At 45.2% G+C, this 22,453-nt stretch carries 21 protein-coding genes and 1 pseudogene; 15 read left to right on the forward strand and 7 right to left on the reverse strand.

The window, feature by feature from the left end; translation table 11 throughout:
- Positions 1–16: 16 nt before the first annotated feature.
- From rarD to P4S59_RS20300, 3 genes are all read left to right on the forward strand, one after another.
- Positions 17–922, forward strand: a complete 906-nt coding sequence (gene rarD, locus P4S59_RS20290) for an EamA family transporter RarD (protein WP_065646305.1) — start codon at positions 17–19, stop codon at positions 920–922.
- A 207-nt stretch (positions 923–1,129) separates the two neighbouring features.
- A complete protein-coding gene (locus P4S59_RS20295; RefSeq protein WP_170901745.1) occupies positions 1,130–1,516 on the forward strand; it encodes an MAPEG family protein in 387 nt (128 codons plus the stop codon).
- Positions 1,510–2,043, forward strand: a complete 534-nt coding sequence (locus tag P4S59_RS20300) for a hypothetical protein (protein ID WP_047008291.1) — start codon at positions 1,510–1,512, stop codon at positions 2,041–2,043. Before P4S59_RS20295 ends, P4S59_RS20300 begins: the two co-directional genes overlap by 7 nt.
- Before the next feature lie 291 nt (positions 2,044–2,334).
- Here P4S59_RS20300 and P4S59_RS20305 read toward each other — a convergent pair whose 3' ends face one another.
- Complete coding sequence (locus P4S59_RS20305) at positions 2,335–3,699, reverse strand: endonuclease/exonuclease/phosphatase family protein (protein WP_337168950.1); 1,365 nt, start codon at positions 3,697–3,699, stop codon at positions 2,335–2,337.
- Between the two features lie 352 nt (positions 3,700–4,051).
- On the opposite strand from P4S59_RS20305, the gene P4S59_RS20310 reads away from it, so the two are divergent.
- Both P4S59_RS20310 and P4S59_RS20315 read left to right on the forward strand, forming a co-directional pair.
- Entirely contained in the window at positions 4,052–6,157 is a 2,106-nt protein-coding gene (locus P4S59_RS20310) for a M4 family metallopeptidase (protein ID WP_337168951.1), read from the forward strand.
- 150 nt (positions 6,158–6,307) lie between these two features.
- A complete protein-coding gene (locus tag P4S59_RS20315; protein WP_005395239.1) occupies positions 6,308–6,622 on the forward strand; it encodes a DMT family transporter in 315 nt (104 codons plus the stop codon).
- 82 nt (positions 6,623–6,704) lie between these two features.
- On the opposite strand, the gene P4S59_RS20320 is transcribed toward P4S59_RS20315, so the two are convergent.
- Positions 6,705–7,610 carry a DMT family transporter gene (locus P4S59_RS20320; RefSeq protein ID WP_054867480.1) on the reverse strand — a complete coding sequence of 302 codons (906 nt, stop codon included), beginning with the start codon at positions 7,608–7,610 and terminating at the stop codon, positions 6,705–6,707.
- A 184-nt stretch (positions 7,611–7,794) separates the two neighbouring features.
- Here P4S59_RS20320 and P4S59_RS20325 point away from each other — a divergent pair, with 184 nt between their 5' ends.
- The 3 genes from P4S59_RS20325 (at position 7,795) to P4S59_RS20335 (ending at position 10,478) form a co-directional block, all read left to right on the forward strand.
- A complete protein-coding gene (locus P4S59_RS20325; protein WP_337168952.1) occupies positions 7,795–8,253 on the forward strand; it encodes an NUDIX hydrolase in 459 nt (152 codons plus the stop codon).
- A gap of 114 nt (positions 8,254–8,367) precedes the next feature.
- Entirely contained in the window at positions 8,368–8,940 is a 573-nt protein-coding gene (locus P4S59_RS20330; RefSeq protein WP_337168953.1) for a GNAT family N-acetyltransferase, read from the forward strand.
- 125 nt (positions 8,941–9,065) lie between these two features.
- Positions 9,066–10,478, forward strand: coding sequence for a coniferyl aldehyde dehydrogenase (locus P4S59_RS20335; protein ID WP_337168954.1), 1,413 nt, complete (start codon positions 9,066–9,068; stop codon positions 10,476–10,478).
- A gap of 166 nt (positions 10,479–10,644) precedes the next feature.
- On the opposite strand, the gene P4S59_RS20340 is transcribed toward P4S59_RS20335, so the two are convergent.
- On the reverse strand, positions 10,645–11,124 hold the full coding sequence (locus P4S59_RS20340; protein ID WP_006742302.1) for an aminoacyl-tRNA deacylase: 480 nt from the start codon (positions 11,122–11,124) through the stop codon (positions 10,645–10,647).
- A 157-nt stretch (positions 11,125–11,281) separates the two neighbouring features.
- Here P4S59_RS20340 and P4S59_RS20345 point away from each other — a divergent pair.
- From P4S59_RS20345 to P4S59_RS20360, 4 genes and pseudogenes are all read left to right on the forward strand, one after another.
- Positions 11,282–12,822: pseudogene (locus tag P4S59_RS20345) on the forward strand (glutamate synthase-related protein).
- Positions 12,823–13,007: 185 nt separating this feature from the next.
- Positions 13,008–15,179 carry a catalase/peroxidase HPI gene (gene katG / locus P4S59_RS20350; protein ID WP_114323685.1) on the forward strand — a complete coding sequence of 724 codons (2,172 nt, stop codon included), beginning with the start codon at positions 13,008–13,010 and terminating at the stop codon, positions 15,177–15,179.
- A gap of 165 nt (positions 15,180–15,344) precedes the next feature.
- The gene (parS, locus tag P4S59_RS20355; RefSeq protein ID WP_006742299.1) at positions 15,345–15,797 is read left to right on the forward strand and encodes a type II RES/Xre toxin-antitoxin system antitoxin; all 453 of its coding nucleotides are present in this window, start codon (positions 15,345–15,347) and stop codon (positions 15,795–15,797) included.
- A gap of 1 nt (position 15,798) precedes the next feature.
- Positions 15,799–16,269, forward strand: a complete 471-nt coding sequence (locus tag P4S59_RS20360) for an RES family NAD+ phosphorylase (protein ID WP_005376497.1) — start codon at positions 15,799–15,801, stop codon at positions 16,267–16,269.
- A gap of 80 nt (positions 16,270–16,349) precedes the next feature.
- On the opposite strand, the gene P4S59_RS20365 is transcribed toward P4S59_RS20360, so the two are convergent.
- Positions 16,350–18,200, reverse strand: coding sequence for an acyltransferase family protein (locus P4S59_RS20365; RefSeq protein ID WP_282174860.1), 1,851 nt, complete (start codon positions 18,198–18,200; stop codon positions 16,350–16,352).
- Between the two features lie 241 nt (positions 18,201–18,441).
- Here P4S59_RS20365 and P4S59_RS20370 point away from each other — a divergent pair, with 241 nt between their 5' ends.
- The gene (locus P4S59_RS20370) at positions 18,442–18,717 is read left to right on the forward strand and encodes a nitrogenase-stabilizing/protective protein NifW (protein ID WP_337168955.1); all 276 of its coding nucleotides are present in this window, start codon (positions 18,442–18,444) and stop codon (positions 18,715–18,717) included.
- A 118-nt stretch (positions 18,718–18,835) separates the two neighbouring features.
- Here the strand turns inward: P4S59_RS20370 and P4S59_RS20375 are convergent, their stop codons facing one another.
- Positions 18,836–19,936, reverse strand: coding sequence for an alkene reductase (locus tag P4S59_RS20375; protein WP_337168956.1), 1,101 nt, complete (start codon positions 19,934–19,936; stop codon positions 18,836–18,838).
- Positions 19,937–19,947: 11 nt separating this feature from the next.
- Complete coding sequence (gloA, locus tag P4S59_RS20380) at positions 19,948–20,334, reverse strand: lactoylglutathione lyase (RefSeq protein ID WP_337168957.1); 387 nt, start codon at positions 20,332–20,334, stop codon at positions 19,948–19,950.
- Positions 20,335–20,544: 210 nt separating this feature from the next.
- On the opposite strand from gloA, the gene P4S59_RS20385 reads away from it, so the two are divergent.
- Complete coding sequence (locus P4S59_RS20385) at positions 20,545–20,973, forward strand: PaaI family thioesterase (protein WP_025604569.1); 429 nt, start codon at positions 20,545–20,547, stop codon at positions 20,971–20,973.
- Between the two features lie 26 nt (positions 20,974–20,999).
- Complete coding sequence (locus P4S59_RS20390) at positions 21,000–21,389, forward strand: MazG nucleotide pyrophosphohydrolase domain-containing protein (protein WP_337168958.1); 390 nt, start codon at positions 21,000–21,002, stop codon at positions 21,387–21,389.
- A 45-nt stretch (positions 21,390–21,434) separates the two neighbouring features.
- On the opposite strand, the gene P4S59_RS20395 is transcribed toward P4S59_RS20390, so the two are convergent.
- Complete coding sequence (locus P4S59_RS20395) at positions 21,435–22,310, reverse strand: universal stress protein (protein ID WP_005395202.1); 876 nt, start codon at positions 22,308–22,310, stop codon at positions 21,435–21,437.
- Positions 22,311–22,453 lie beyond the last annotated feature (143 nt).

Below are 22,453 nucleotides of genomic sequence, written 5' to 3' on the forward strand. Positions count from 1 at the left end.
GATGAGCGATAGTTTTATGAATAACACTCGTTATGGCACTTTTATGGCAGCATTCTCCTTTGTAATTTGGGGGCTGTTACCCATTTATTATCGTTATTTACCGAATGCTTCAATGGATGAGTTACTGGCATGGCGAATCATCGGCTCAGTTCCTGTCGGTTTTTTAATTGTGCTTGGTATAACCCGTCGAGGACCGAATTGGAAAGAAATCTGGTGTGACAAAAAATCTTTGTGGTACACGTTTGTCGCGAGCAGCTTGATGTGTATTTCATGGAGTGCGTTCACTTGGGCTTTGACTCACCATCGAGTCATTGATGCAAGCTTAGGCTTTTTTATTGGACCGTTGGTGTCAGTGGCGTTAGGCGTGTTTATTCTTGGAGATAAGCTTTCAAAAGGTAAACTCATCGCAATTGTGCTAGCAACAATTGGCGTGATGTATCAAGTGATTCATTATGGCCAGTTGCCTGTTATCGCACTAACGATGGGGTTGTTCTTTGCTTTGTATGGGTTGTACAAGAAGAAGATAAAATATGACTGGAGCACCACCTTGTTTGTTGAGGCCCTGCTATTGACTCCAGTTGCCGTGGCGTATTTGTTTTACAAACAATGGACAGTGGGTGAGCTGGCTTCAGGCGTAGATATCACAACATTGCTTTTGTACTTTGGCAGCGCACCGATCACGCTTTTACCACTGATTTTTTATTCTATCGCGATACGTATAACAAACTTATCGACAGTTGGTTTAATGCAATACATTGAACCAAGCTTGCAGTTTGTTTTGGCTGTCATGTTTTTCGGTGAGCTGTTTGACGAAGTTAAAGCAGTGACCTTTGCCTTTATTTGGGTGGGGCTGTTATTTACAATCTTTGAAAGTATTGTCAAAGGGCATAAGCGTAAAAAGCTGGCCAATCATCCTTTATAGTACACTATTCTTGAATATTCACGATTTCACTCTCACGCCCTCTATTCGAGGGCGTTTTTAGTTCCATAAGGTATTCTCTTACTCGTTTTCTTATATTCGAGTCAAAGCATAATTTGAGGTTAACTGACGCATTATCATTAGGATACCGCTATATTTATAGCCAAGTAACACGCTATATAATGAAAACCGGATTAAAAAGGACGACATATGATCACAGCTCTATACGCTAGCATTCTTGCAATACTGATTATTTGGTTGGCCGTTCAAGTGATTAAGCAGCGTCGCTTAAATCAGATTGCTTATGCTGACGGAGGAGTGGAGGCTCTCCAAATCGCTCGTAGTGCACAGAGTAACGCGACAGAATATATCCCCATTACTCTGATTCTAATGGCACTATTAGAATCCAATAGTGCTTACCCAACCTGGATACATCTCACAGGCATTATTTTCGTGATCGGTCGAATTATCCATGCTCGAGGTATATTGAAAGAGGACTTAAAAAGGCGTGTTAGGGGCATGCAGGTGACATTCCTAGTGATACTTTCGCTGGTTGTGTTGAATATGATTTATCTTCCGTACGATAAGTTATGGTAAGTCTTCGTAGCTATATCCCGCCGCCATGGGTACTCGTTCTGATTGGGTTAGTACTGAATATTGGCGCGATCGTTCTTACTAGCTTGGTCCTTGATAGGCTTGGCAAACAGTATTCGCAACTCGCAGAGCAAAAGGCGGAAAACTTGTATTCCATCCAACTCGCGTGGAATAGCGTTGAAACTCTAGAAAGAAAAAGAGAGGCGTTGCTGCTTCACTTGCACATAGGTCAGAGCGCAGCGATACCTTCGGAGATAGAACAGATATTGGAAGGGCACTTATCCTCTTGGACTCATCACGAATCGGATGAAATACAAATAGATAAACTCCCTCAGCTAATGTCAAAGATAAACCAAGCACAAGCTTCGTATAGAGATCGCATTGATGACTATTACATTGAGAATGTAGAGCTCAATGAGGTAATGGCAAAGCAAGATGAAAAGATCGCTTGGTACAAGAATATCGGGCTCTTCTTACAAGTATTCGGACTCGCATTAATCCTCGCACGTGATTTGGCTAGGAAGCCATAGAACAAAAGTTAACGGTAGGGTTTATTGCGAAATGCTAATTATAATTTGCAAATTGCAATTCATTGCGTGAGCAAACAGTGGCTATTGGTGAAGTTTTAATGAAAGTGGTTAAATAACAACCTGTTTTTGTGCACTGCAAAGTTGGCACGTCTCATGCTTTAGTATGAGTGACCCTTTCTAAGCCGAGGGTCACCTAGCCAACTGACGTTGTTAGTGAACCACTTTGTTCACAAATATATACAGCCAATCACGAATCCTTGTGGTTGGCTTTTTTTATTTAAATGACACAGTTTAGAACTGTGCTTTAATCCAGATCATGCGATGGTCGGAAGACACATCTTTGCCATCACCATACTTGCCGATACGCGCATCGTTAAATAGCTTACGACCTTCTTCATAAGAAGCTGACCAGTATACACCAGAGTCCACCACATTTAGGTTTGCAGAAGGCAAGGCATAATCTACACCCAAGCCAAACGTCGAAGTGATGCGATTCGGATATGGGTGAGTGGAGCTGCGGTCAACAGCGTGTTCGGCTGCACCAAAGCTTGTCGGATAAAGCTCGCCATTCATCACGGTTTGGTTAACCAATGGATCATTATGCAGTTCTTGCATTACAGAGCTAATACCGTCACCGGCTACTGGATCAAGGTTTTGATCGCCCATCATTACGAATTTAGCCCCGCTCGATAAGCCACCTTGCTTACCTGCATCGTCGTAGAAATAGTCTTTACCTTGAATGTAGTGATGCCAGAACTCTACTTCGGCTGCGTTTTGCGCTTTGTTTTTACCTGGGTCGAATACTGGTGGAGTAGGGTGCGACATCAGTAGATGCACAACTTCCTCGCCATTGCGAGTCGGAATGATAATTGGTGCATCTACGTGGTTTTTAGAAGATAGGCGTACTTGATCCCATTCTTCTGCAGAGTACCACTCATCACCACACTTCATGCCATCTGGAATCTTTTGTGAGCCGTCACAGATAGTAATGGTTGGAATCTTCGCACCTTCCATATCTTTCCATTTAAACGCTTGGAACGTACGCGTATTTGCCGTATCAATCTTGTATTTAGACATTAGGGCAAAGGCATATTGACCGTGGTACATGCCAAAGCCCCATGCATCGCCCGGCATTTGACCTGCTGTTCCATTGTTGTCGAGGTCAAACTCGCTTAGCAAACCTGTGTTGGTAGAGTAAGACTCCGCGTAAGGATATTCGATAGGTTCAAGGTTCGCTTCACCGCCTGCACCATTGATGCTTTGCGCGACAGACAGGTAGTTCTTCTGGAAGCCTTCAAGGGCAGCTTTGTTTTCGCCTGTTCCGTCGTTGTTGTATTCCGCCATCATAAGAACGTCAGGGCGATTCTTCTGAATAATCGCAGCAACGTTCCGAATTTGAATGACTTTTTCCGCAGTGGTTTTGTCTTCAGCGGCGATAGAACCGTCTAAATAGGCAGTAACCAATACAGCTTGCTGCGCTGGTTCAATTTGCATTTCACTCACTAAAGCTTCAAAAGTTGCACGATCAAAAGAGAGGTTGTAAGTCGCTATTTTTACTTCTTTAGGCTGAACATTGACGTATTCAGTGTCGTCATTACATCCAGATAATAGAGCGGCGCCAACAAGGAGAGCGATAGAGGTTTTGATTGTTTTCATGGGTACGTCATACCTTATAATTGATTCGGCTGAATATTAAAGTCATCAGTAATTGTTTTAAGCGATATCAATCACACAAACGTTTTCATATTTACATGTTCAATTAGTTTTTGTGTGATTTGTGCAATAAACGCAACACTTTCAACACCAAAAGGTTATATGCAAATTGTTAAAAAACGGTGTCGCTTTTAATAGATGAAATGGCACTAAAACATAAGCTGTATGATTGTGTGTGCTAAAATCAATGAGCGGGATGATTACGATAAGTTTGACTTCACTTTCGGGTGAGAAACAAACAAATAAGATCTGGTCAGTTTGGCTTTGCTATTGATGCAAAATAGGGGGCTAACCGATGGGTTCAGTATCAAACTACCAGAGCAGGTTATTTGTCACGGCAATGCTTGCTTCACCACTTCTTTTTTCAACATCTTTATCCGCCGCTCAGTCCGAACGGCTAGAGCAAAACCATGGTCTTGTTGTTGCTTTAGAAAAACGCAACCTTGCAGCCACACAAAATATAGATCGTGTGTTAGGTTTACAAAATGGAAATCGTGTACAAAAGCTGAAAACCAACAAAGGTAAAAACGGCGGTACGCATAGTCGTTATCAGCAGATGTTTAAAGGCGTCCCGATTTGGGGCAAGCAAATTGTCGTACATCGTGATAAACAGGGCCAAATCAAGCACATCAACGGCACTCTCGTAAAGGATATTGCCCGAGATATCAATGATATGGTGCCTAGATTGTCGCTTTCTCAAGTAATGTCTTCAACGCAAAAGTCGTACCGTGAAAACGGATACCAAATAGATAATCAGCGCCAAGGTTTGCGTATTTATGTCGATAAAAGTGACGTGGCGCACTTAACTTATATTGTCCAGTTTTTTGCTGATAATGAGCATGGTGGTAAGCCTACGCGTCCCACCTTTCTTGTTGATGCTAAAACAGGAAACATTTTGCTGCAATATGAAGGGTTAGCGCACGTAGAAGCGAATGGTCCGGGAGGAAACCAAAAAATTGGTCGTTATCATTATGGTGTGGACTTTGAGTCTCTATTAGTCCAGCAATCCGGTGATACGTGTTTGATGGACATTCCTGGCGTGGTCAAAACCATCAACTTGAATGGTAGGACGTCTGGCAATACACATACGTTCGTTTGTCCAACCAATAGTGTTAAAGAAATTAATGGAGCGTACAGCCCGTTAAACGATGCGCATTACTTTGGCAAAGTGGTATACGACATGTACAAAGATTGGCTGAATACTGCTCCCTTAACGTTTCAGCTTCAAATGCGAGTGCATTACCGCAAACGCTATGAAAACGCCTTTTGGAATGGCTCGAGCATGACTTTTGGCGACGGTGCGAGTTATTTCTATCCTTTAGTGAGTTTAGATGTCTCAGCGCACGAAGTTAGCCATGGATTTACAGAACAAAACTCTGATCTGATTTATTCAGAGCAATCTGGCGGAATCAATGAGGCTTTCTCAGATATGGCAGGTGAGGCGGCTGAATTCTATTCACGTGGTTCTAACGATTGGAAAGTTGGGTACGATATTAGAAAGGCTGCCAATGCGGCGCTGCGCTACATGGATAATCCGCCCCTTGATGGTCGTTCAATTGATCACGCGTCTCAGTATGTGAGTGGCATGGATGTGCATTATTCAAGTGGTGTGTTTAACAAAGCGTTTTATCTATTGGCGGTTGAGTACAATTGGGGAACGCGACAAGCGTTCGAGGTTTTTGCGTACGCTAACCAGAACTACTGGACGCCAAGCGAAACGTTTGACTCTGCAGCTGCGGGTGTATTGGCGGCCGCCCAAAGCTTAAACGTGGCGGCGAATGATGTAGCCGACGCTTTTGCTCAGGTCGGTGTTTCAGTTGATGGCGGAGTCGTCGAGCCACCATCTAGCACGTGTGAGGCTATCGCCCTAAACAATGGTGTTTCCAGCAACATTGACTCTTCATCTACTGGTGAGTGGCATTGTTTTACGATTGATGTGCCTACCAACAGTTCAGACTTTATTGTTACCACATCGGGAGCAAACGGCGATGCGGATCTTTACGTTAAGCTGGGAAGTGAACCAAGTTTAACCAACTACGATTGTCGCTCATACAGTGGCAACAGTAATGAAGCATGTAGTATTACTTCTCCGAATGAAGGAACGTGGCACATTGGTGTGTACGCTTACAGCAGCTACAGTAACTTGAATGTGGAAGCAAGTTATGTAGGAGAAGAGGCGCCACCACCATCTGATGAAGTTACTACACAATCGATCAACAATGGTAAAACATGGACGGCGATTATTACTGGTTCTGGCTTGATGAATGGCGTGTGGAATGTTATTTCAAATACGCCGTGTGATAACGATAACGAGTGCAGTTTATCCGGTATCGGAAAGAAAACCAGTGAGGTTAGCTTTACGTTGACGGATGGTACCGTATTCATCATCGCTAAGCCCTAGCGATTTTTATGTAAAGAGGCCCTGAAATATCAGGGCCTTATTTTTTTACGTTCAATTTTCTGTATATAATAGCGAGTCACAAAGAAGTGAGGACGACCTCACCGCTCTATCTTTTCTCGGGGACGACCCCATCTCGTTGGGAAATATGACATGGCTTGGGGAATTCTCTTCATTGCTGGCTTATGCGAAGTGGCATGGGCTGTCGGACTAAAATACTCACAAGGTTTTACCAAATTGGCGGCATCTGGCTTTACCGTTACGTTTATGGTGTTGAGCTTTTGGTTACTTGGAATTGCATTAAGGACGCTACCACTCGGTATCGCTTACGGCGTTTGGGTAGGTATAGGAGCGATTGGAACGGCAATCGTCAGTATCTACATATTTAACGAGCCCGCGACGCTGATAAAATTGCTGAGTTTACTGCTTATTGTTGCCGGTATCGCTGGATTAAAATTATCCGCTTAACGTCAGGTTAAACATAAAACGAAAGCCAGAGTCGACTCTGGCTTTTTACGTTTTAGTGTTGTCTCGCTTTGGGGCTGAAGGGTTAAGCGCTGCGCTTAACGAATGGCAATCGCAAATGGCGGCCAAATACGTTAATGAGTGCGCCCGCTACAATTAGTGCACCACCGATGTACGTCCAGATGAGCGGGATTTCGCCGAAGAAAATGATGCCTAACAACACAGAAAATACGATCTGAATATACGAGTAAGCAGACGCTTTGCCCGCTTGCTGAGTTTGCATTGCTTTGGTTAATCCCAATTGCCCAACTTGGGTGAATACACCAACCAAAACCAACATGAAAGTCAGATACAGGTCGGGCATAACAAAATCATCGCCAATCAGTAAGAGTGAAGCGGGCAGAGCAACCAGAGGGAAATAGAAAATGATCACTGAACTATCTTCAGTTTGGCTAAGTTTTCTAACAATGACATAAGCAATTGAGCTACCAAATGCGCCCAAGATTGCAATCATTACGCTAAACATAGGTAAAGTGCGCTCTGCTTCTTGTCCTGTTTCTGGACTTACCATTATATAGATGCCGAGTAAGCACAAGGCAATACAAAGGAACGTCGATGGTTGAATGCGTTCCTTCAAGAAAAAGACGGCTAGGAGCGCAGTAAATACTGGGTGAATGTATTGGAATATGGTCGCTTCTGCCAAAGGTAAGGTAGTCACCGAATAATATACGCACATCAATGCCATGGTACCCACTGCGCCACGCGCAAACAGTAATGGCTTATTATTGCCCCATACAGAAATTCGTTTTCGCTTAACATCTAAATAGCTGATAACAAGTGAGACGAGTGCCCTCGCTGCAACAATCTCAAATACAGGGATACCATGAAGACTGACATGCTTTACTGTGGCAGACATTAGCGCGAAACCGAATGCGGAGAGCACCATAAAGCGCACACCAATGGGAACCAGAGTGTTGAATGAATTAGACATTTTACTGCTCATTTGTTGCGACAGATCGCACTTTAGCATACTCAGCTCACAAAATGATCCGTGATATTCAAACACATCTGCCGAGAGTGAGAATAAGCAGTAGACTATGGGTTCTCAAGCAACCCTATCTTTCATTCGCGCATGGAGCGCATCTAGGAAATATCTAGATATTTAAGGAGCATACATGATCCCAGTACAAGCAACGCATAGTTCTGGCGTTGTCATTTCTAAAATTGATGGCGTCGATAAAATGCTGTTGCTCAAACGTGTTAAAGGTGGTTATTGGTGCCATGTTGCTGGTGGTGTAGAGGCCGGTGAAACCGGATGGCAAACTATTCTCAGAGAACTGAAAGAAGAGACGCAAATTGACGATGTTGAGTTACATACTGCAGACTTTCTAGAACAGTTCTACGAAGCAAAAAATAACCGCATCATGGTTATTCCATGCTTCGTATTATTTTGTCCACCTAACCAATCGGTTGTACTTAACGAAGAACACACAGAGTATTGTTGGTGTACGCTTGAAGAAGCAAAGCGACTAGCCCCGTTTGCAAATCAGCACCACCTTTACGAACATGTGTGGAGGTATTACGTGGATGTGGAATCGTTGACGCCATTTACGTTGATTGAACAAACAGACTAGACGAGAACGCCATCCTTTTAAGCACGTTTGACATAATGAATATGGAAGTTTGTTCTCAACGCAATGAGGCGGTAGGATTTGTGAGTAGTGTTTACTGAAAAAGGGATAATGTGGATGGATGAGGTCATGTGCCAAAAGGCGTATCAAGGAAATAGCATGCAGGCCAGTTTTTCTGTTTCAGAAAGGGTCTCAATTGAGCCTCTCACCACCAAACACGCGACTGTTTTACTGGAAGTGGTGAACACGTATCGAAACAGCCTCTCTGGCTATTTGCCTTGGACGGACTTTGTGACCAACCGCAGAGAAGCGGTGAACTACATCTCTCAGCGCGTGAACAGCAAAGCGTTAGATGCCCACTGGTGCGCTATTTATTTTGATGGGCAGTTTACGGGTGTTATTGGCATTAAAGGTGTGGATTTGCACACACGGGTCACTGAGATTGGCTATTGGCTTGCCAACAATGGGCGAGGACACCGAGTGATCGACCAAGTACTCGCGGTGTTGATTCCTTTTTTGAAGCAGAAAGGGCACGCGCAATTCATCCAATTCCACTGTATGGAAGACAACATTGCCAGCATCAATATTGCTGAGCGTGCTGGTGCTACATTAAAAGAATACGTTGATCACGAGTTCGAGACGCTTGACCGCTCTCAACGGCTCGGCATTTATGAGTTGCGTCTGACTTAGCTCCAAACCCACTGATATTTTAATCAGAGTTCGAACTCTAATTTCGCGAGCGCTACAATAGTAACATTGTTGCGCTCGTGTTAATTTGGAGCGTCATTGGTTGAAACTAGGTTAGGAGAAGCATCATGAACGCAATCGCAGAGGTTGAAGTGGACAACCTGTTACAACAAAGCCTTGATCGCTTAAAAGCAGCGTATGCCGCCGAACCTTATCCTAGTCTGGATGAACGTAAGCAGCGCCTTGTCTTGCTAAAACAAGCTCTGATTGCGAATAAACAAGCATTGGTGGAAGCGCTGAGTGACGATTTTGGCTATCGTTCCGAATTTGATACCGCCATGACCGACGTTTTGCCGACGGTCTCGCACATCAATTACACCCTCAAGCAGCTAAAAAAGTGGTGCAAACCAAGTAAGCGTGAATCCGGTCTGTTGCTTGCTCCGTCGAAAGTGACCGTTCAGTATCAGCCACTCGGCGTGGTCGGGATCATTTCGCCGTGGAATTTTCCTGTTATTTTGAGCCTTGCGCCTTTAGTTACTGCTTTGGCCGCAGGTAACCGTGTGATGATGAAGCTCAGCGAATTTACGCCCAAAACCAATAAAGTCATCGTCAATATTTGTCGCGAGTTGTCTGAATATGTCGAAGTATTTGAAGGTGAAGCGGACGTTGCACAATCATTCAGCCAACTGCCATTCGATCATCTTTTGTTTACTGGCTCGACAAATGTTGGTCGCGCTGTGGCAAAAGCAGCGGCTGAAAACCTGACTCCAGTGACGTTAGAACTGGGTGGGAAGTCTCCGGTGATCATTGCAGAAGATGCAGACATGAAGAAAACCGTTGATGCGATTTTGTTTGGTAAATGCATCAATGCCGGCCAGATTTGTGTGGCGCCTGATTACGCGTTTGTACCACAAGAACGCGTCGAAGAGTTCATTGCGCTGTTCTTAAAACGTTTTGAAAAACTCTATTTGAAATCCAACAAGAATCAAAAGCTGACCCATATTATTAATCAACGACAGTATGATCGTTTGACTGCGCTACTTGAGGACGCCAAAGCTCAGGGCGCAAGCATCCATACTGTTGAAGCGTCACCTCAACAGGAAAGGCTTTTGTATCCTCATTTGATCACAGACGTGTCGACAGATATGCGCATCATGCAAGAGGAAATATTTGGGCCATTTCTACCCATCAAGCCTTACAAAGCGGTAGATGAAGCGATTGACTACATTAATCAGCACCAGCGACCACTTGCGCTGTATGTTATGTCGGACAACAAATCGACCATCAGACATATTGTACGCAACACACACAGTGGCGGCGTCGGCATTAACGACACGGTATTACACGTTGGCGCTGAGGATGCGCCTTTCGGTGGCGTTGGTGAATCAGGCATTGGTCATTATCACGGAGTGGAAGGATTCAGAACCTTTAGCCACGCGAAAACCGTACTCCACACGCCGAAATGGCTACCAAGGACGGGGGCATTAATGCGTCGCAGAGCTATGGCGATAAAAGCGATTCAAAAGATTTTTGTTCGATAGTGGTTGGATTGTAAAAAACCGCTCAAACGGGCGTTTTTTGTTTCTATGTGTTCTGAATTGCGGATTACCTAAGGTCGGGAAGTTTCCACCACGCGCTGCCAATAGAGAAAGAAAGGCTCTTTTTGAAAGAGCCTTTTTCACGAAATGTCGACAGATTTTTGGAAGTTTAATGCAGAACTTCACTGCTGAATCTTAAGTATTTGCAGTCGTTCATTAGCTCTTTAAATGCCTTTCTATCTAGCTTAATCAGAGTTTCATGATCGCCGGCTTCAAGATAGACATGTTCCAAGTTTGCTAATCTTTCATCACAAACGGTCGACATGTGGTAAGGACTACCAATCGGTGGAATCGCGCCGTGCTCACAATCAGTGAAGAGTCGGTAAACCATACGCTCTTTCACCAAGTGGAAAGTAGCGTTAAATTCATCGTTTAATCTCGACAAACTGATTTTGTTGTTGGCAGGTAAGACTGCCATCATATGATGCCCTTCATGATCCTCAAGAATGACGCCTTTTGCGATATTCATTAAAGGCACACCTGCGGCAACACCACTTTGTAGCGAGCTATGACTGTGGCTGTGATTCACGGTTTGAAAGTGAATGTTATGCTCAGTCAAATATTCATCTAATCGGGTTGCAATCGTCATATAGCCTCCACGTGTATGAGACCCATAAAGAGTATAGGTGAGGCAAGCGACAATCGCGTATTTTACACTGGTTTCGCTGACGCTCTTTCCGCTCCTGTTCTACGCTTATTGCAAGCCAGCGAGAAAGCGTGGTTAACAATAATAAATAGGGGGCAACATGAGCAAGCCAATCATCGCCGATAATAAGCCGATTAAAGTGAATCTAACCGAAGGGCAAGAATATTACTTTTGCCGATGTGGACGTTCTAAAAATCAACCTTATTGCGATGGGTCGCATTCGGGAACAGGCTTAAAGCCAATGAGCTTTACTGCGGAAAAAGATGAAGAAGCGTATCTCTGCCAGTGCAAGCACACCTCTAATGCCCCATTTTGTGATGGAACACATAAGCGTTTTTCTGCTGAGCAAGTCGGCAAAGAAGGCCCTGAGAAAAAACGAGAGAAAAGTGACAAACCGACTGCGTCCGCTACTCAAGAAGAACCAACCCTAGAGTTTATCCACCAGTTAGCGAGAGAAGGGCTCTCTAAACTCGGTCATCATGGTCCGATGGCTGCAATGGGGGTTCCTAGGCATTTGCTACCACATTGGGATGCTATACAAATCATGGTGGCGCAAATGGCGACACAACCGTTGTTAGAAGACGTTCCCGTATCAACTGAGTTGATTGTGGGGCCAAACGCACGTAAGCCGCTCAAACTTGCTATCCCTTTATTGGTATCGGACATGAGTTTTGGCGCACTTTCGGAAGAGGCGAAAATTGCGCTAGCAAAAGGTGCTGAGTTGGCAGGGACTGGGATTTGCTCCGGTGAAGGGGGATGCTACCTGAAGAGCAAGCTGCAAATTCGCGGTATTTCTATGAGCTTGCCAGTGCTCAGTTTGGCTACGATGAATCTAAGCTTCTTAATGTTCAGGCTTTTCATTTTAAAGGTGGGCAGGGCGCCAAAACAGGCACGGGTGGTCATCTTCCAGCAAATAAAAATGTGGGTAAGATCTCTCAGGTGAGAGGTCTCCCCGAAGGACAACCAGCGATCTCACCGCCAACATTTAAAGATCTTCATACTACTCACGATTTCAGAAAGTTTGCTGACAGAGTCCGTGGCATCACGGGCGGCATTCCAATTGGCTTTAAACTCAGTGCAAACCATATTGAGCAAGACATACAATTTGCGCTCGATGCGGGTGCCGATTACATCATCTTAGATGGTCGCGGTGGTGGCACGGGCGCGGCGCCAACTATGTTCCGTGATCATATTAGCGTGCCAACCATTCCTGCGCTAGCTCGTGCGCGTAAGTACTTAGATGAAAAAGGCGCAAGTGACCGCGTCACATTAATCATCACTGGTGGGTTGCGAGTTCCTACGGATTTTGTCAAAGCGTTGGCACTTGGGGCAGACGGAGTGGCGATAGCAAACAGTGCGATGCAATCGATCGGTTGCGTCGCGGCCCGGATTTGTAACACCAATAATTGCCCTGCGGGGATCGCAACGCAAAATGCCGATTTGAGGCAGCGTCTCGACGTCGAAAGGTCATCTCAGCAACTGAGAAATTTCTTCGAATCCTCGGTCGAGCTCATGCAAGTTATGGCAAGGGCATGTGGTCACCACGCTCTGAATGAATTTAGTCGCCATGATTTAGCGACCTGGGATAACAACATGGCGAGGCTGTCTGGGATCAAGTATTCAGGTATGGACTTAAACTGATCTCTATCCATATTTTCTGCATATAGGTACATGTTTGATAACAATTATTTATTAGCCGAGATATGGAAATTTTGACTTGGCGTTAACTAAAAATTCAGTGTATGAACTACGCTGTTTGAGGTGGATATTCGATTTATTGAATAACAAAGAGTGGTTACCACAACCACGATACGAAGGAGCATTATATGAGCAACACAAACGGCGGTTCGGTAGGTAAATGTCCAGTTATGCATGGTGGGCAAACATCTACAGATAAGTCGGTGATGGATTGGTGGCCGAATGCCTTAAACTTAGACATCCTGCATCAACACGACTCCAAAACCAACCCATTTGGCCAGGACTTTAATTACAAAGAAGAACTGAAAAAGCTAGATGTCGAAGCACTTAAAAAAGACTTAAAAGAGTTAATGACTGATAGCCAAGACTGGTGGCCTGCCGACTGGGGACATTACGGCGGTTTAATGATCCGAATGGCATGGCACGCAGCGGGTAGTTATCGTATCGCGGATGGACGTGGCGGCGCTGCGACAGGCAACCAGCGTTTTGCTCCTCTCAACTCTTGGCCAGATAACGCAAACCTCGACAAGGCTCGCCGCCTTTTATGGCCCATTAAGAAAAAATATGGCAACAAATTAAGTTGGGCCGATCTGATTGTCCTTGCCGGTAACATGGCGTATGAATCCATGGGCTTTAAGACCTTTGGTTTTGGCTTTGGGCGAGAAGACATTTGGCATCCCGAAAAAGACACCTACTGGGGTTCCGAGCAAGAATGGTTAGCCACAAGTGATGCTGATAACAGCCGCTATTCTGGTGAGCGAGATTTAGAAAATCCACTTGCCGCAGTAATGATGGGGCTTATCTACGTCAACCCAGAAGGGGTGGACGGGAACCCAGATCCTCTCAAAACAGCACATGACATGCGTGTGACCTTTGCGCGAATGGCAATGAACGATGAAGAAACTGTCGCGCTTACAGCGGGTGGTCATACGGTCGGTAAGTGTCATGGTAATGGTGATGCCGCAAACCTTGGTCCAGAGCCCGAAGCCGCAGACGTTCATGAACAAGGTCTTGGCTGGATTAACCACAAAACACGTGGCATTGGCCGTGACACGGTAACGAGTGGCATTGAAGGTGCTTGGACGACACACCCTACACAATGGGACTACGGATACTTCCACCTACTATTTAAGTACGATTGGGAACTGAAGAAGAGCCCAGCAGGTGCGTGGCAGTGGGAGCCTATCGACATTGAAGAAGAAGACAAGCCTGTCGATGTTGAAGACGGTTCTAAGCGCTACAATCCAATCATGACTGACGCCGATATGGCGCTCAAAATGGACCCTGAATATCGCAAGATTGCAGAAAAGTTCCAAAATGACCCAGCGTACTTTGATGACGTTTTTGCTCGTGCCTGGTTTAAGTTGACACACCGCGATCTAGGACCAAAATCATGTTATTTCGGCCCTGATGTGCCAAGCGAAGATCTTATTTGGCAGGACCCAACGCCTGCAGGTAAGACAGACTACGATGTTGATTTAGTGAAAACAAAAATCGAAGCAAGTGGCCTATCCATTAGTGAGCTAGTAAGTACGGCGTGGGATAGTGCGCGTACTTACCGTGGCTCTGACCGCCGAGGTGGCGCAAATGGTGCGAGAATTCGTTTGGCTCCGCAAAAAGATTGGCAAGGAAACGAGCCAGAGCGTCTAAGTCGTGTTCTTGCTGTGCTAGAAAAAATAGCAGCAGAAGAGGGCTGTAGTGTTGCGGACGCTATCGTGCTTGCTGGTAACGTAGGTATTGAACTGGCTGCGCGTGCCGCAGGTCATGATGTTTCCGTACCATTCGCGCCAGGCCGAGGTGATGCCACCCAAGAGATGACGGATGTTGAATCATTCGAAGTTCTTGAGCCTGTTGCTGACGGTTTCCGAAATTGGTTGAAGAAAGACTACGCGGTTAAGCCGGAAGAGTTGTTGCTCGACCGAGCGCAGCTTATGGGTTTGACAGCACCAGAAATGACGGTACTCATCGGTGGTATGCGCGTTTTAGGCAGTAACTACGGCGGTGGAAAAGAGGGCGTATTTACTGACCGAGTAGGCACTTTGTCGAATGATTTCTTCGTGAACCTTACTGACATGGCATATACGTGGAAACCAGTGAGTGCTAATCAATATGAAATCCGTGATCGTAAAACCGACGCTGTGAAGTGGACGGCAACCCGTGTGGATCTTGTCTTTGGCTCAAACTCGATTCTACGTTCGTACGCGGAAGTGTATGCGCAAGATGATAATCAGGAAAAATTCATCCACGACTTCATCGCTGCATGGACGAAAGTCATGAACGCCGACCGTTTTGACTTGTAGTAAGTGAAACGATGCAAATCGGTAGATGCGTAAACAAAGTTGATGAATAAGTAAGAGAGGCGGGCGCAAAGCTCGCCTTTTTCTTTACCTGTCTTTTTACTTTGATTGAAAGTTGAGCTCATTTGAACCATAATAACTAGACCATATGAACCATAGGAGCTTGATATGGCAACTGCAGCATTAAAAAGCTTTAAGCCGAAACAATCTCATAAAGCCAATTTCTGGCTTATGTTAGGTATTGAAGATGCTGAAACGGGTCGTATTGATGCGGTTCACAAAGGCTTTGAGCCCAAGGTATACCGGAACATTGTTGATCGAGTAAAGCTTTCTCAAAGTGAATTCCAACATGTGACACTGATTCCTGTTAGTACAATTAAGCGTCGTCTTAAAAATGATGAGCGTTTTAATACTCAAGAGAGTGATGCAATCTATCGATTAGCGATGTTATTGAAACTCGCAACAGAGTTGTTTGACGACGAAGAACGCGCGTTAAAATGGATGAGAGAAAATGTGTACGGCTTAGGTGGAAAACGTCCACTTGATATGGTGTCGACCACGGTTGATTTTGAAATCGTAAAAGATTTGATCGGCCGTTTAGAGCACGGGGTGTTCTCGTAATATGAAGCTCTATCGTCTCACACAAAAGAAATTCGCTGACACGCCATTTAGCCCCGTTGGCGCAAAGTTATTTGGAGGGCGATGGAACTCAAAAGGAACCGAAGCCCTCTACTTCTCTGAATCGGAATCCCTTTGCTCGTTGGAAGTGTTTGTTCACGTAAATAACGATCCAGCTATCACCAAACTGTACGATTTATATCGTATTGAAATGCCCGAATATCTCATCGCCACCTTAGATGAAGAAGATCTCCCTGTGACGTGGCGAGCAATACCGGCGAGCGAGTCTACACAGTACATTGGTGACCAGTTTCTCAATGATCCTCATCCTGAGTTTGCCGCACTGCAAGTGCCTTCAACGATTTCACCTCGTGATAAAAACTACGTGGTGAACCCAAATCATCCCAAAATGAAAGAGATCATCAAGAAAGCCGAAAAGCTCGATTTCGCGTTTGACCCACGCATTTTCAAATAAACGCGCTGGCTTTCTCTCGCTTTAAAATATTCAGCGCTTACCTGAGATAAGCGCTGAAGCATAAAAGCTTATTCTCTTGGTTATTGTCGGTCGTAAGTGAACTGTTGCGCTTCATTTGCACTATTGTGGTAATGCCCAAGCACCAACTCCGCACCTTTGTAAGATAAATGGCTGTCATCCGTATACATCGCGTTGTTCGCACCAACTTTCATTCGACATACGCCATTTCTGCAAATGGCACCGGTCAAGTCGACAAACTCAACGTGCTCAAATTGATCAAAGTAGTTCACTAACTTCGCCACGTTTTGAGGGTGATGTCGCTTGGGAGAGAAATCGCACGCGGACTCTTCCGTCTCGCCAAACAAACGCGCTTTCCAAAGGCATTCACCTACCGCAAACGGTGCAGAAGGGGTTGGGCCGAAAACGACCACTTCTTTCCCTTCCAGTTCATTTAACAAACCAGTCAATGATGCCTCATAATCTGCTTGTGAAAGCTCTTTATTGAAGTTGGAAGAGATAACGACGCGACGAATAGAAGGGGTACGCAAAATGGTATCGACTGCCTGTTTGAAGAACTGTCGGCAAGAAATTGAGCCAGCAGCTTCGAGGATGTCGACATAACCGACTGCACAGGAATCTTGAGTAAGTTGCACCACGCCAGTTGGTGTTACTTCGGACAGACGCTTTACGTAAACCATGCTGTGGCTATTACCTAACACAGCGATGGTGGGCTGCGGCGCAGACGAGCACACATCGTTAACGTCGGTGTTGCCGTTGCAATCTAAACCGTAACCGTTGTTAACGCGCATGGCCTCGAAAAATGCACTTCTTTCTGGAAAACCACCGTTTTGATGACCAATAACGCCGAACGTCAGCAAGGGCAGCGTCAGCAACACAACAACCGCAGACACAGTGCGCATGCTCATGGCTTTTCGGCTGCGGAACGGCTTTTCCACAAAGCGCCAAGTGAAGTAAGACAGTACAAAAAGAGCGGCAATGTAAAGCGAGATATTGACGTCTTGAGTTGCGTCCAGCATGTAGCGGTAAAACACAAATAGCGGAATATGCCACAAGTACAAGCTGTAGCTGATTAAGCCGACGAACACGACCCATTTTAGGCTCAGCAATTTACCGCAGACATTGTCTTTAGAGGCAAACAAAATCACTAACGCGCTACCGATGACCGGCACCAACAAAGTGATACCCGCGCCATCTTGCGATTTTTCAAACAAAAGCGCGGAAGCCAATATCAAAACGATGCCAATGGTTGCTAGAGTATCGTTAGATTGAACTTGGACTTTTCTCATCACTAATGCGAGTAATGAACCGGTTGCCAGCTCCCAAGCACGAGAGAAGATCATGTAGAAGGCGAAATCAGGATCGTTGCTCGCATAGACAATAGTCATCAAACTCAGCGCAAATACCGCGACAAAAAAAGTCAGGAAAAACGCGTTTTTGCCACGAGCGAGAAGCATGAGTAGCAAAGGAATGACAATGTAGTATTGTTCTTCAACGCCCAAGCTCCAAGTGTGAAACAGCGGATTGGCTTGATCTTCTAAACCGAAGTAATTGTGGCCTTTTAAATACAGAAGAATGTTGGATGAAGAAAGAATAGAAGACACTGCGAACTGACCAACGTCTTTGTGCGCTTGTGGCAAAAATAACCACCAAGACATCAAATAGCTTACGGCAATCACCACCAGTAACAGGGGAAGTATGCGGCGAATGCGTCGCTCATAAAAATCACCGAGGCTGAACTTCTGGTTTTCCAAATCGTTAATCACGATGGTGGTAATCAAATAGCCGCTGATAACAAAAAATACGTCGACGCCAATAAAGCCACCAGCGAATTGCTCAACTCCTGCATGAAACAAAATCACTAACGTGACAGCAATCGCCCTTAATCCGTCTACTTCCGCTCTGTAAGTCATATTGTGTCCCTCCAACATTCCGTTTAACGAAGTAGAGCAAAATATGAACCAGAAATAATATTGCTTTAAATCAGCACCTTAAATTGATTGTCAAAATGAAAAGGCTGGGGGAAATAACGAATTCCCAAATTGAATTTCAATATGGAAATCCCAGAAAGAGTGATGTTAAGAAGCGCCAAATCAAAGAACGTAAAGCGCTAGGCTCTTAGACTTCATTGAAAATGATAACGCTAAAGAAACGATGACAGAGAATACGATTCAGGAAAAAATTGCCAGCTTTACTTGTATCGAAGAAGCGTTGGATTACTTAGAAATCGAGTTTGATAGCCGATTTATCGAAAACAACCGAACCGAGTTGGTTAAGAGATTTAATGGCTATTTAATCCTCACTAAGCCAGATGATTGGTTTTCAGGCCGCCGCGCACTGAAAAATGCCTACTGTAAAGTACAACGCAGTTTACTAAGTAAAACGACGCGCTCTGCGTGCCGAGGTTGTACATCTTGTCAAAGACGTTAATTCTTGGTGGCTGCCTAAAAAAGAACCCTGCATCTTGGTGTCACAGGGGGAAGATCAAGGTTCTTTTGGGTTAGCTATTGGTTTGTCGCGAGTTGCGAATCAGCTTTACGCAGATGAGTTAACCCGCGTGATAAGCAGGGTAGTCCACTAAGCCTTTTTCACCGCCGCCGAACAATGTCGTAGGGTCATGTTCTGCCAGCGGATAGCCATGCTTGATGCGGCTTGGTAAGTCTGGGTTTGCAACAAACGGACGACCAAAACCGATCATGTCGGCTAAACCACTTTCAATCGCGTGTTGCGCCTTTTCTGCGTTGTAACGACCGGCATAGATCAGTTTGCCTTTATACGCCTCACGAACTGCGGTTTTAAAGTCGTGCGGAGTGTCTGGCGCGTCGTCCCAATCCACTTCTGCAATGTGAATGTAAACCACATTGAGTTTATCAAGTAGCGCAGCAGCAGCGGTGTAGGTGTCGACTGGTGTGCTATCAACGGTGCCGTTTAACGAAGTGAATGGTGCAAGGCGAACACCAACACGCTCTGCGCCAATGGCTTGCGTCATTGCTTCGACCACTTCACCAAGAAAACGCAGACGGTTTTCAATTGAGCCGCCGTATTCATCGGTGCGGTTGTTCGCTTCAGAATCGATAAACTGGTTAACCAAGTAGCCATTTGCTGCATGAAGTTCGACACCATCAAACCCAGCTTTTATCGCGTTTAATGCGGCTTGGCGGTATTCTTCAATAACATTCTTGATGTCTTGTTTGGTCATTTCACGCGGCTCAACCACGTCGACAAAGCCAGGTTCGTCTGTGCCATTGTCGATAAATACTTTCACGTTTTCTGCTTTAAGCGCAGAAGAAGAAATAGGTTGCTCGCCGCCGATGTTGTCAGGATGAGTCACACGACCAACGTGCCATAATTGCGCGAAGATAACGCCGCCTTTCTCGTGCACTGCATCAGTTACTTTTTTCCAGCCAGCAATTTGCTCTGGGCTATAAATACCCGGTGTCCACGCGTAGCCTTGACCCATTGGTGAAATTTGTGTGCCTTCAGCAACGATTAATCCCGCTTCGGCGCGTTGAGCGTAGTAGGTGGCCATCATGTCGTTGGCAACATTACCCGGTTGAGAGGCTCGAGAGCGCGTCATCGGAGGCATAACGATGCGGTTTTTTAATGAGAGAGAGCCAAGTTGAATCGGTTGAAATAATGCGTCTATCATAGGAAACCTCGTTATTTGTGAGTTTGGATGAGTTCGATTTGGTAGCCGTCGGGATCTTTAATGAACGCGATGTGCGTTTCTCCTCCTTTCATTGAACCGGGTTCGCGAGTGACGTTACCACCAAGCGCTTTGATTTTTTCGCAAGCTGCGTAAATGTCTTCACACCCAAGCGCCATGTGTCCGAATGCGTTACCTAAGTCGTAACTGCCGGTATCCCAGTTATAAGTTAGCTCGATGGTCGCGCCATCTGGTTGATTAGGGCTACCAACAAACACCAGTGAGTAACGGTATTCTTGGTTTTCAAAACGATCCAAAACGCTCATACCCAGAACTTTTGTATAAAATTTGATAGATTTGTCTAGGTCAACAACACGGATCATCGTGTGGAGAAACTTCATAAGTCGCCTTTCATAACGTTGCGTAATCACGATGCAAACCTTATCGCCACTCTAAATAAACTGGAAATTATCGTTAATTATGAAAATGATTATTTAACGTTATGGACAATGAGGTTGTTGGTCCTACAACGTGCAAACAAAGATTACTCGCCGTTTCTTTTTAATAATTGGCATATGCTAATTACTCTTTTTACAAGCCGAGTACTTATCATGTCCGCAAACAGCCACTTTCATTCCACTCACGAAGCTCATTATCAATGTGCGGTTTGTTCTTCAATCGATGCGAATCCGAACTCTTTGGCTGTGAACTACCAGTGCCTAGCCGATGGTTCTGTTGTCGGAGAGTTTCACGTTTTACCGCGTCATCAAGGTTACACAGACCTGTTGCATGGTGGCATTGCGAGTTCGCTGCTCGATGGTGCAATGACGCACTGTTTGTTATTTAGAGACATTCAAGCCCTTACCGCGCAGTTGGATGTGCGCTACCATGCACCTATTGAGCTAGATGAGCACGTTATGATTACTGCACACTGTGAAGGTGAACGCCGCGGTATATATCAATTGGTGGCTCAATTGCTGGTCAATAATGAAGTTAGAGTGACGGCAAAAGGGAAGTTTATTCGTCCTAAAGAGGCGTAAATAAAAACTCGTTCTACGGAGAGATAATGAAGAAATGTGATGAGCTGTACGCAATTGCGACGAGAAAATCTCAATATGACCAAACCAACACTTGGTTTAAAGGCGTAGAGACTTATCTGGAGGCCATTGGCAAAGAAGTCGATGAAGTCCGTGAAGAGATTCGTGAGGATCGTCTTTGTCATTTGGAAGACGAGTTAGGCGATGTGTTGTGGAACTATCTTAACGTATTAAAAGTGTTGGAAAGAGAAAAGGGCATAGATCCTGAGAAAGTACTCGAAAGAGCCTGCACTAAATACGAGCAGCGTGTATCTGCGATTGAATCGGGACGCAGTTGGGATGAGGTTAAACAGCAGCAGAAACAAGCCTTGAACGCGGAACATGAAGCCGCGCAGTTAGAGACCATGAAGAGCCAATAACTGCGCGTGATATTATTTAAGATGCGGCGGAATGGGGAAGCCTGATCAATCCTTCGTGCTATTGACCAACAGCAGGTCACAAGGCGGTTGATCAAGTAACGTGTCTACAGTGCTGCCAGACCAAAATTGGGATGACATGCTTCGCTTACACGCGCCCATAATCAGAATTGCCGCTTGTGATTGCTTAACTGCTTTTGGTAACGCCGTTTCAGGGTTTCCTTCTGGCAGCAGTAGTGGTACTCGTGTTAACTTTTGCGCAGTAATAAAGTCCGTAATGCCTGCTTTTTGGTTGCTCAAAATCTCTGCACGATAGCGAGATAGATAAGGCGCAACGTAGCGGCAGTAAACTAACGTCATTTTTCCGCTCAAGGTTTTTTCTAGCTTTGAGCCTCGCGATACGATGGCTTTATCTACGACCGATTTTGCATCTCCGCGATGAAGCGGATCTATCGCGCAAAGCATGTTGGCGTGAGAAGGCCATGAACGCTCACTTAATAGCAATAAATCACAATCGTTTTTTGCTAGCTCGGTGAGTAAGGTTTGAATGTCGTGCTTGTTAAAATGCCCCACGAGCAGTAAATCTGTGTGGTCGACAAGCCGTTTCGCGACTTGAGCAATCCAATGACTCCCTTTGAAATGCTCGTAAGAGAGTGTTGGCGTTTCAACTTCCTCTTCTTCACAAAGTTCGATAACGAAGTCTTTAAATTTTGATGTCCAAGCTTCAAACTCAGCTTGTCTCTTTTCTATATGATCAGAGTTGAAACTAAGGAAATGCGCGAACGCGTGATCTTCACTCCGGCGGTGATCTTCCACCAATACCACGATGGGTTGAGCCAGCGCTGTCGCAAACTGAATCACTTTACGAAGCACCTTACGACTTGGTAAGGCGGCTTGCTGAGTCAGAAAAAATACTGGTGCCATTGATTACTCCATTATCAAACGAGGCAAATGCGCCTAATGCACACTAAAAGTTTATACCATCCCCTTATGCAAAGACGTTCTGTTTCTGCGAGCAAAATATAAATTCCGCAATTGTGCGTGCCATTGCCTAGAATTTTAACATC

The organism is Vibrio sp. M60_M70, from assembly GCF_037162085.1.
GTDB lineage: Bacteria > Pseudomonadota > Gammaproteobacteria > Enterobacterales > Vibrionaceae > Vibrio > Vibrio diabolicus.

Bases quoted from the DNA above. Each gene is read 5' to 3' on its own strand.
- P4S59_RS20360 (WP_005376497.1), top strand. From the start codon at position 15,799: ATGAAGCTCTATCGTCTCACACAAAAGAAATTCGCTGACACGCCATTT.
- katG (WP_114323685.1), top strand. From the start codon at position 13,008: ATGAGCAACACAAACGGCGGTTCGGTAGGTAAATGTCCAGTTATGCAT.
- P4S59_RS20335 (WP_337168954.1), top strand. From the start codon at position 9,066: ATGAACGCAATCGCAGAGGTTGAAGTGGACAACCTGTTACAACAAAGC.
- P4S59_RS20295 (WP_170901745.1), top strand. From the start codon at position 1,130: ATGATCACAGCTCTATACGCTAGCATTCTTGCAATACTGATTATTTGG.
- P4S59_RS20325 (WP_337168952.1), top strand. From the start codon at position 7,795: ATGATCCCAGTACAAGCAACGCATAGTTCTGGCGTTGTCATTTCTAAA.
- P4S59_RS20385 (WP_025604569.1), top strand. From the start codon at position 20,545: ATGTCCGCAAACAGCCACTTTCATTCCACTCACGAAGCTCATTATCAA.
- P4S59_RS20375 (WP_337168956.1), bottom strand. From the start codon at position 19,936: ATGATAGACGCATTATTTCAACCGATTCAACTTGGCTCTCTCTCATTA.
- P4S59_RS20300 (WP_047008291.1), top strand. From the start codon at position 1,510: ATGGTAAGTCTTCGTAGCTATATCCCGCCGCCATGGGTACTCGTTCTG.
- P4S59_RS20310 (WP_337168951.1), top strand. From the start codon at position 4,052: ATGGGTTCAGTATCAAACTACCAGAGCAGGTTATTTGTCACGGCAATG.
- P4S59_RS20340 (WP_006742302.1), bottom strand. From the start codon at position 11,124: ATGACGATTGCAACCCGATTAGATGAATATTTGACTGAGCATAACATT.
- P4S59_RS20305 (WP_337168950.1), bottom strand. From the start codon at position 3,699: ATGAAAACAATCAAAACCTCTATCGCTCTCCTTGTTGGCGCCGCTCTA.
- P4S59_RS20315 (WP_005395239.1), top strand. From the start codon at position 6,308: ATGGCTTGGGGAATTCTCTTCATTGCTGGCTTATGCGAAGTGGCATGG.
- P4S59_RS20395 (WP_005395202.1), bottom strand. From the start codon at position 22,310: ATGGCACCAGTATTTTTTCTGACTCAGCAAGCCGCCTTACCAAGTCGT.
- P4S59_RS20365 (WP_282174860.1), bottom strand. From the start codon at position 18,200: ATGACTTACAGAGCGGAAGTAGACGGATTAAGGGCGATTGCTGTCACG.
- gloA (WP_337168957.1), bottom strand. From the start codon at position 20,334: ATGAAGTTTCTCCACACGATGATCCGTGTTGTTGACCTAGACAAATCT.
- parS (WP_006742299.1), top strand. From the start codon at position 15,345: ATGGCAACTGCAGCATTAAAAAGCTTTAAGCCGAAACAATCTCATAAA.
- P4S59_RS20320 (WP_054867480.1), bottom strand. From the start codon at position 7,610: ATGTCTAATTCATTCAACACTCTGGTTCCCATTGGTGTGCGCTTTATG.
- P4S59_RS20390 (WP_337168958.1), top strand. From the start codon at position 21,000: ATGAAGAAATGTGATGAGCTGTACGCAATTGCGACGAGAAAATCTCAA.
- rarD (WP_065646305.1), top strand. From the start codon at position 17: ATGAATAACACTCGTTATGGCACTTTTATGGCAGCATTCTCCTTTGTA.
- P4S59_RS20330 (WP_337168953.1), top strand. From the start codon at position 8,368: ATGGATGAGGTCATGTGCCAAAAGGCGTATCAAGGAAATAGCATGCAG.
- P4S59_RS20370 (WP_337168955.1), top strand. From the start codon at position 18,442: ATGACAGAGAATACGATTCAGGAAAAAATTGCCAGCTTTACTTGTATC.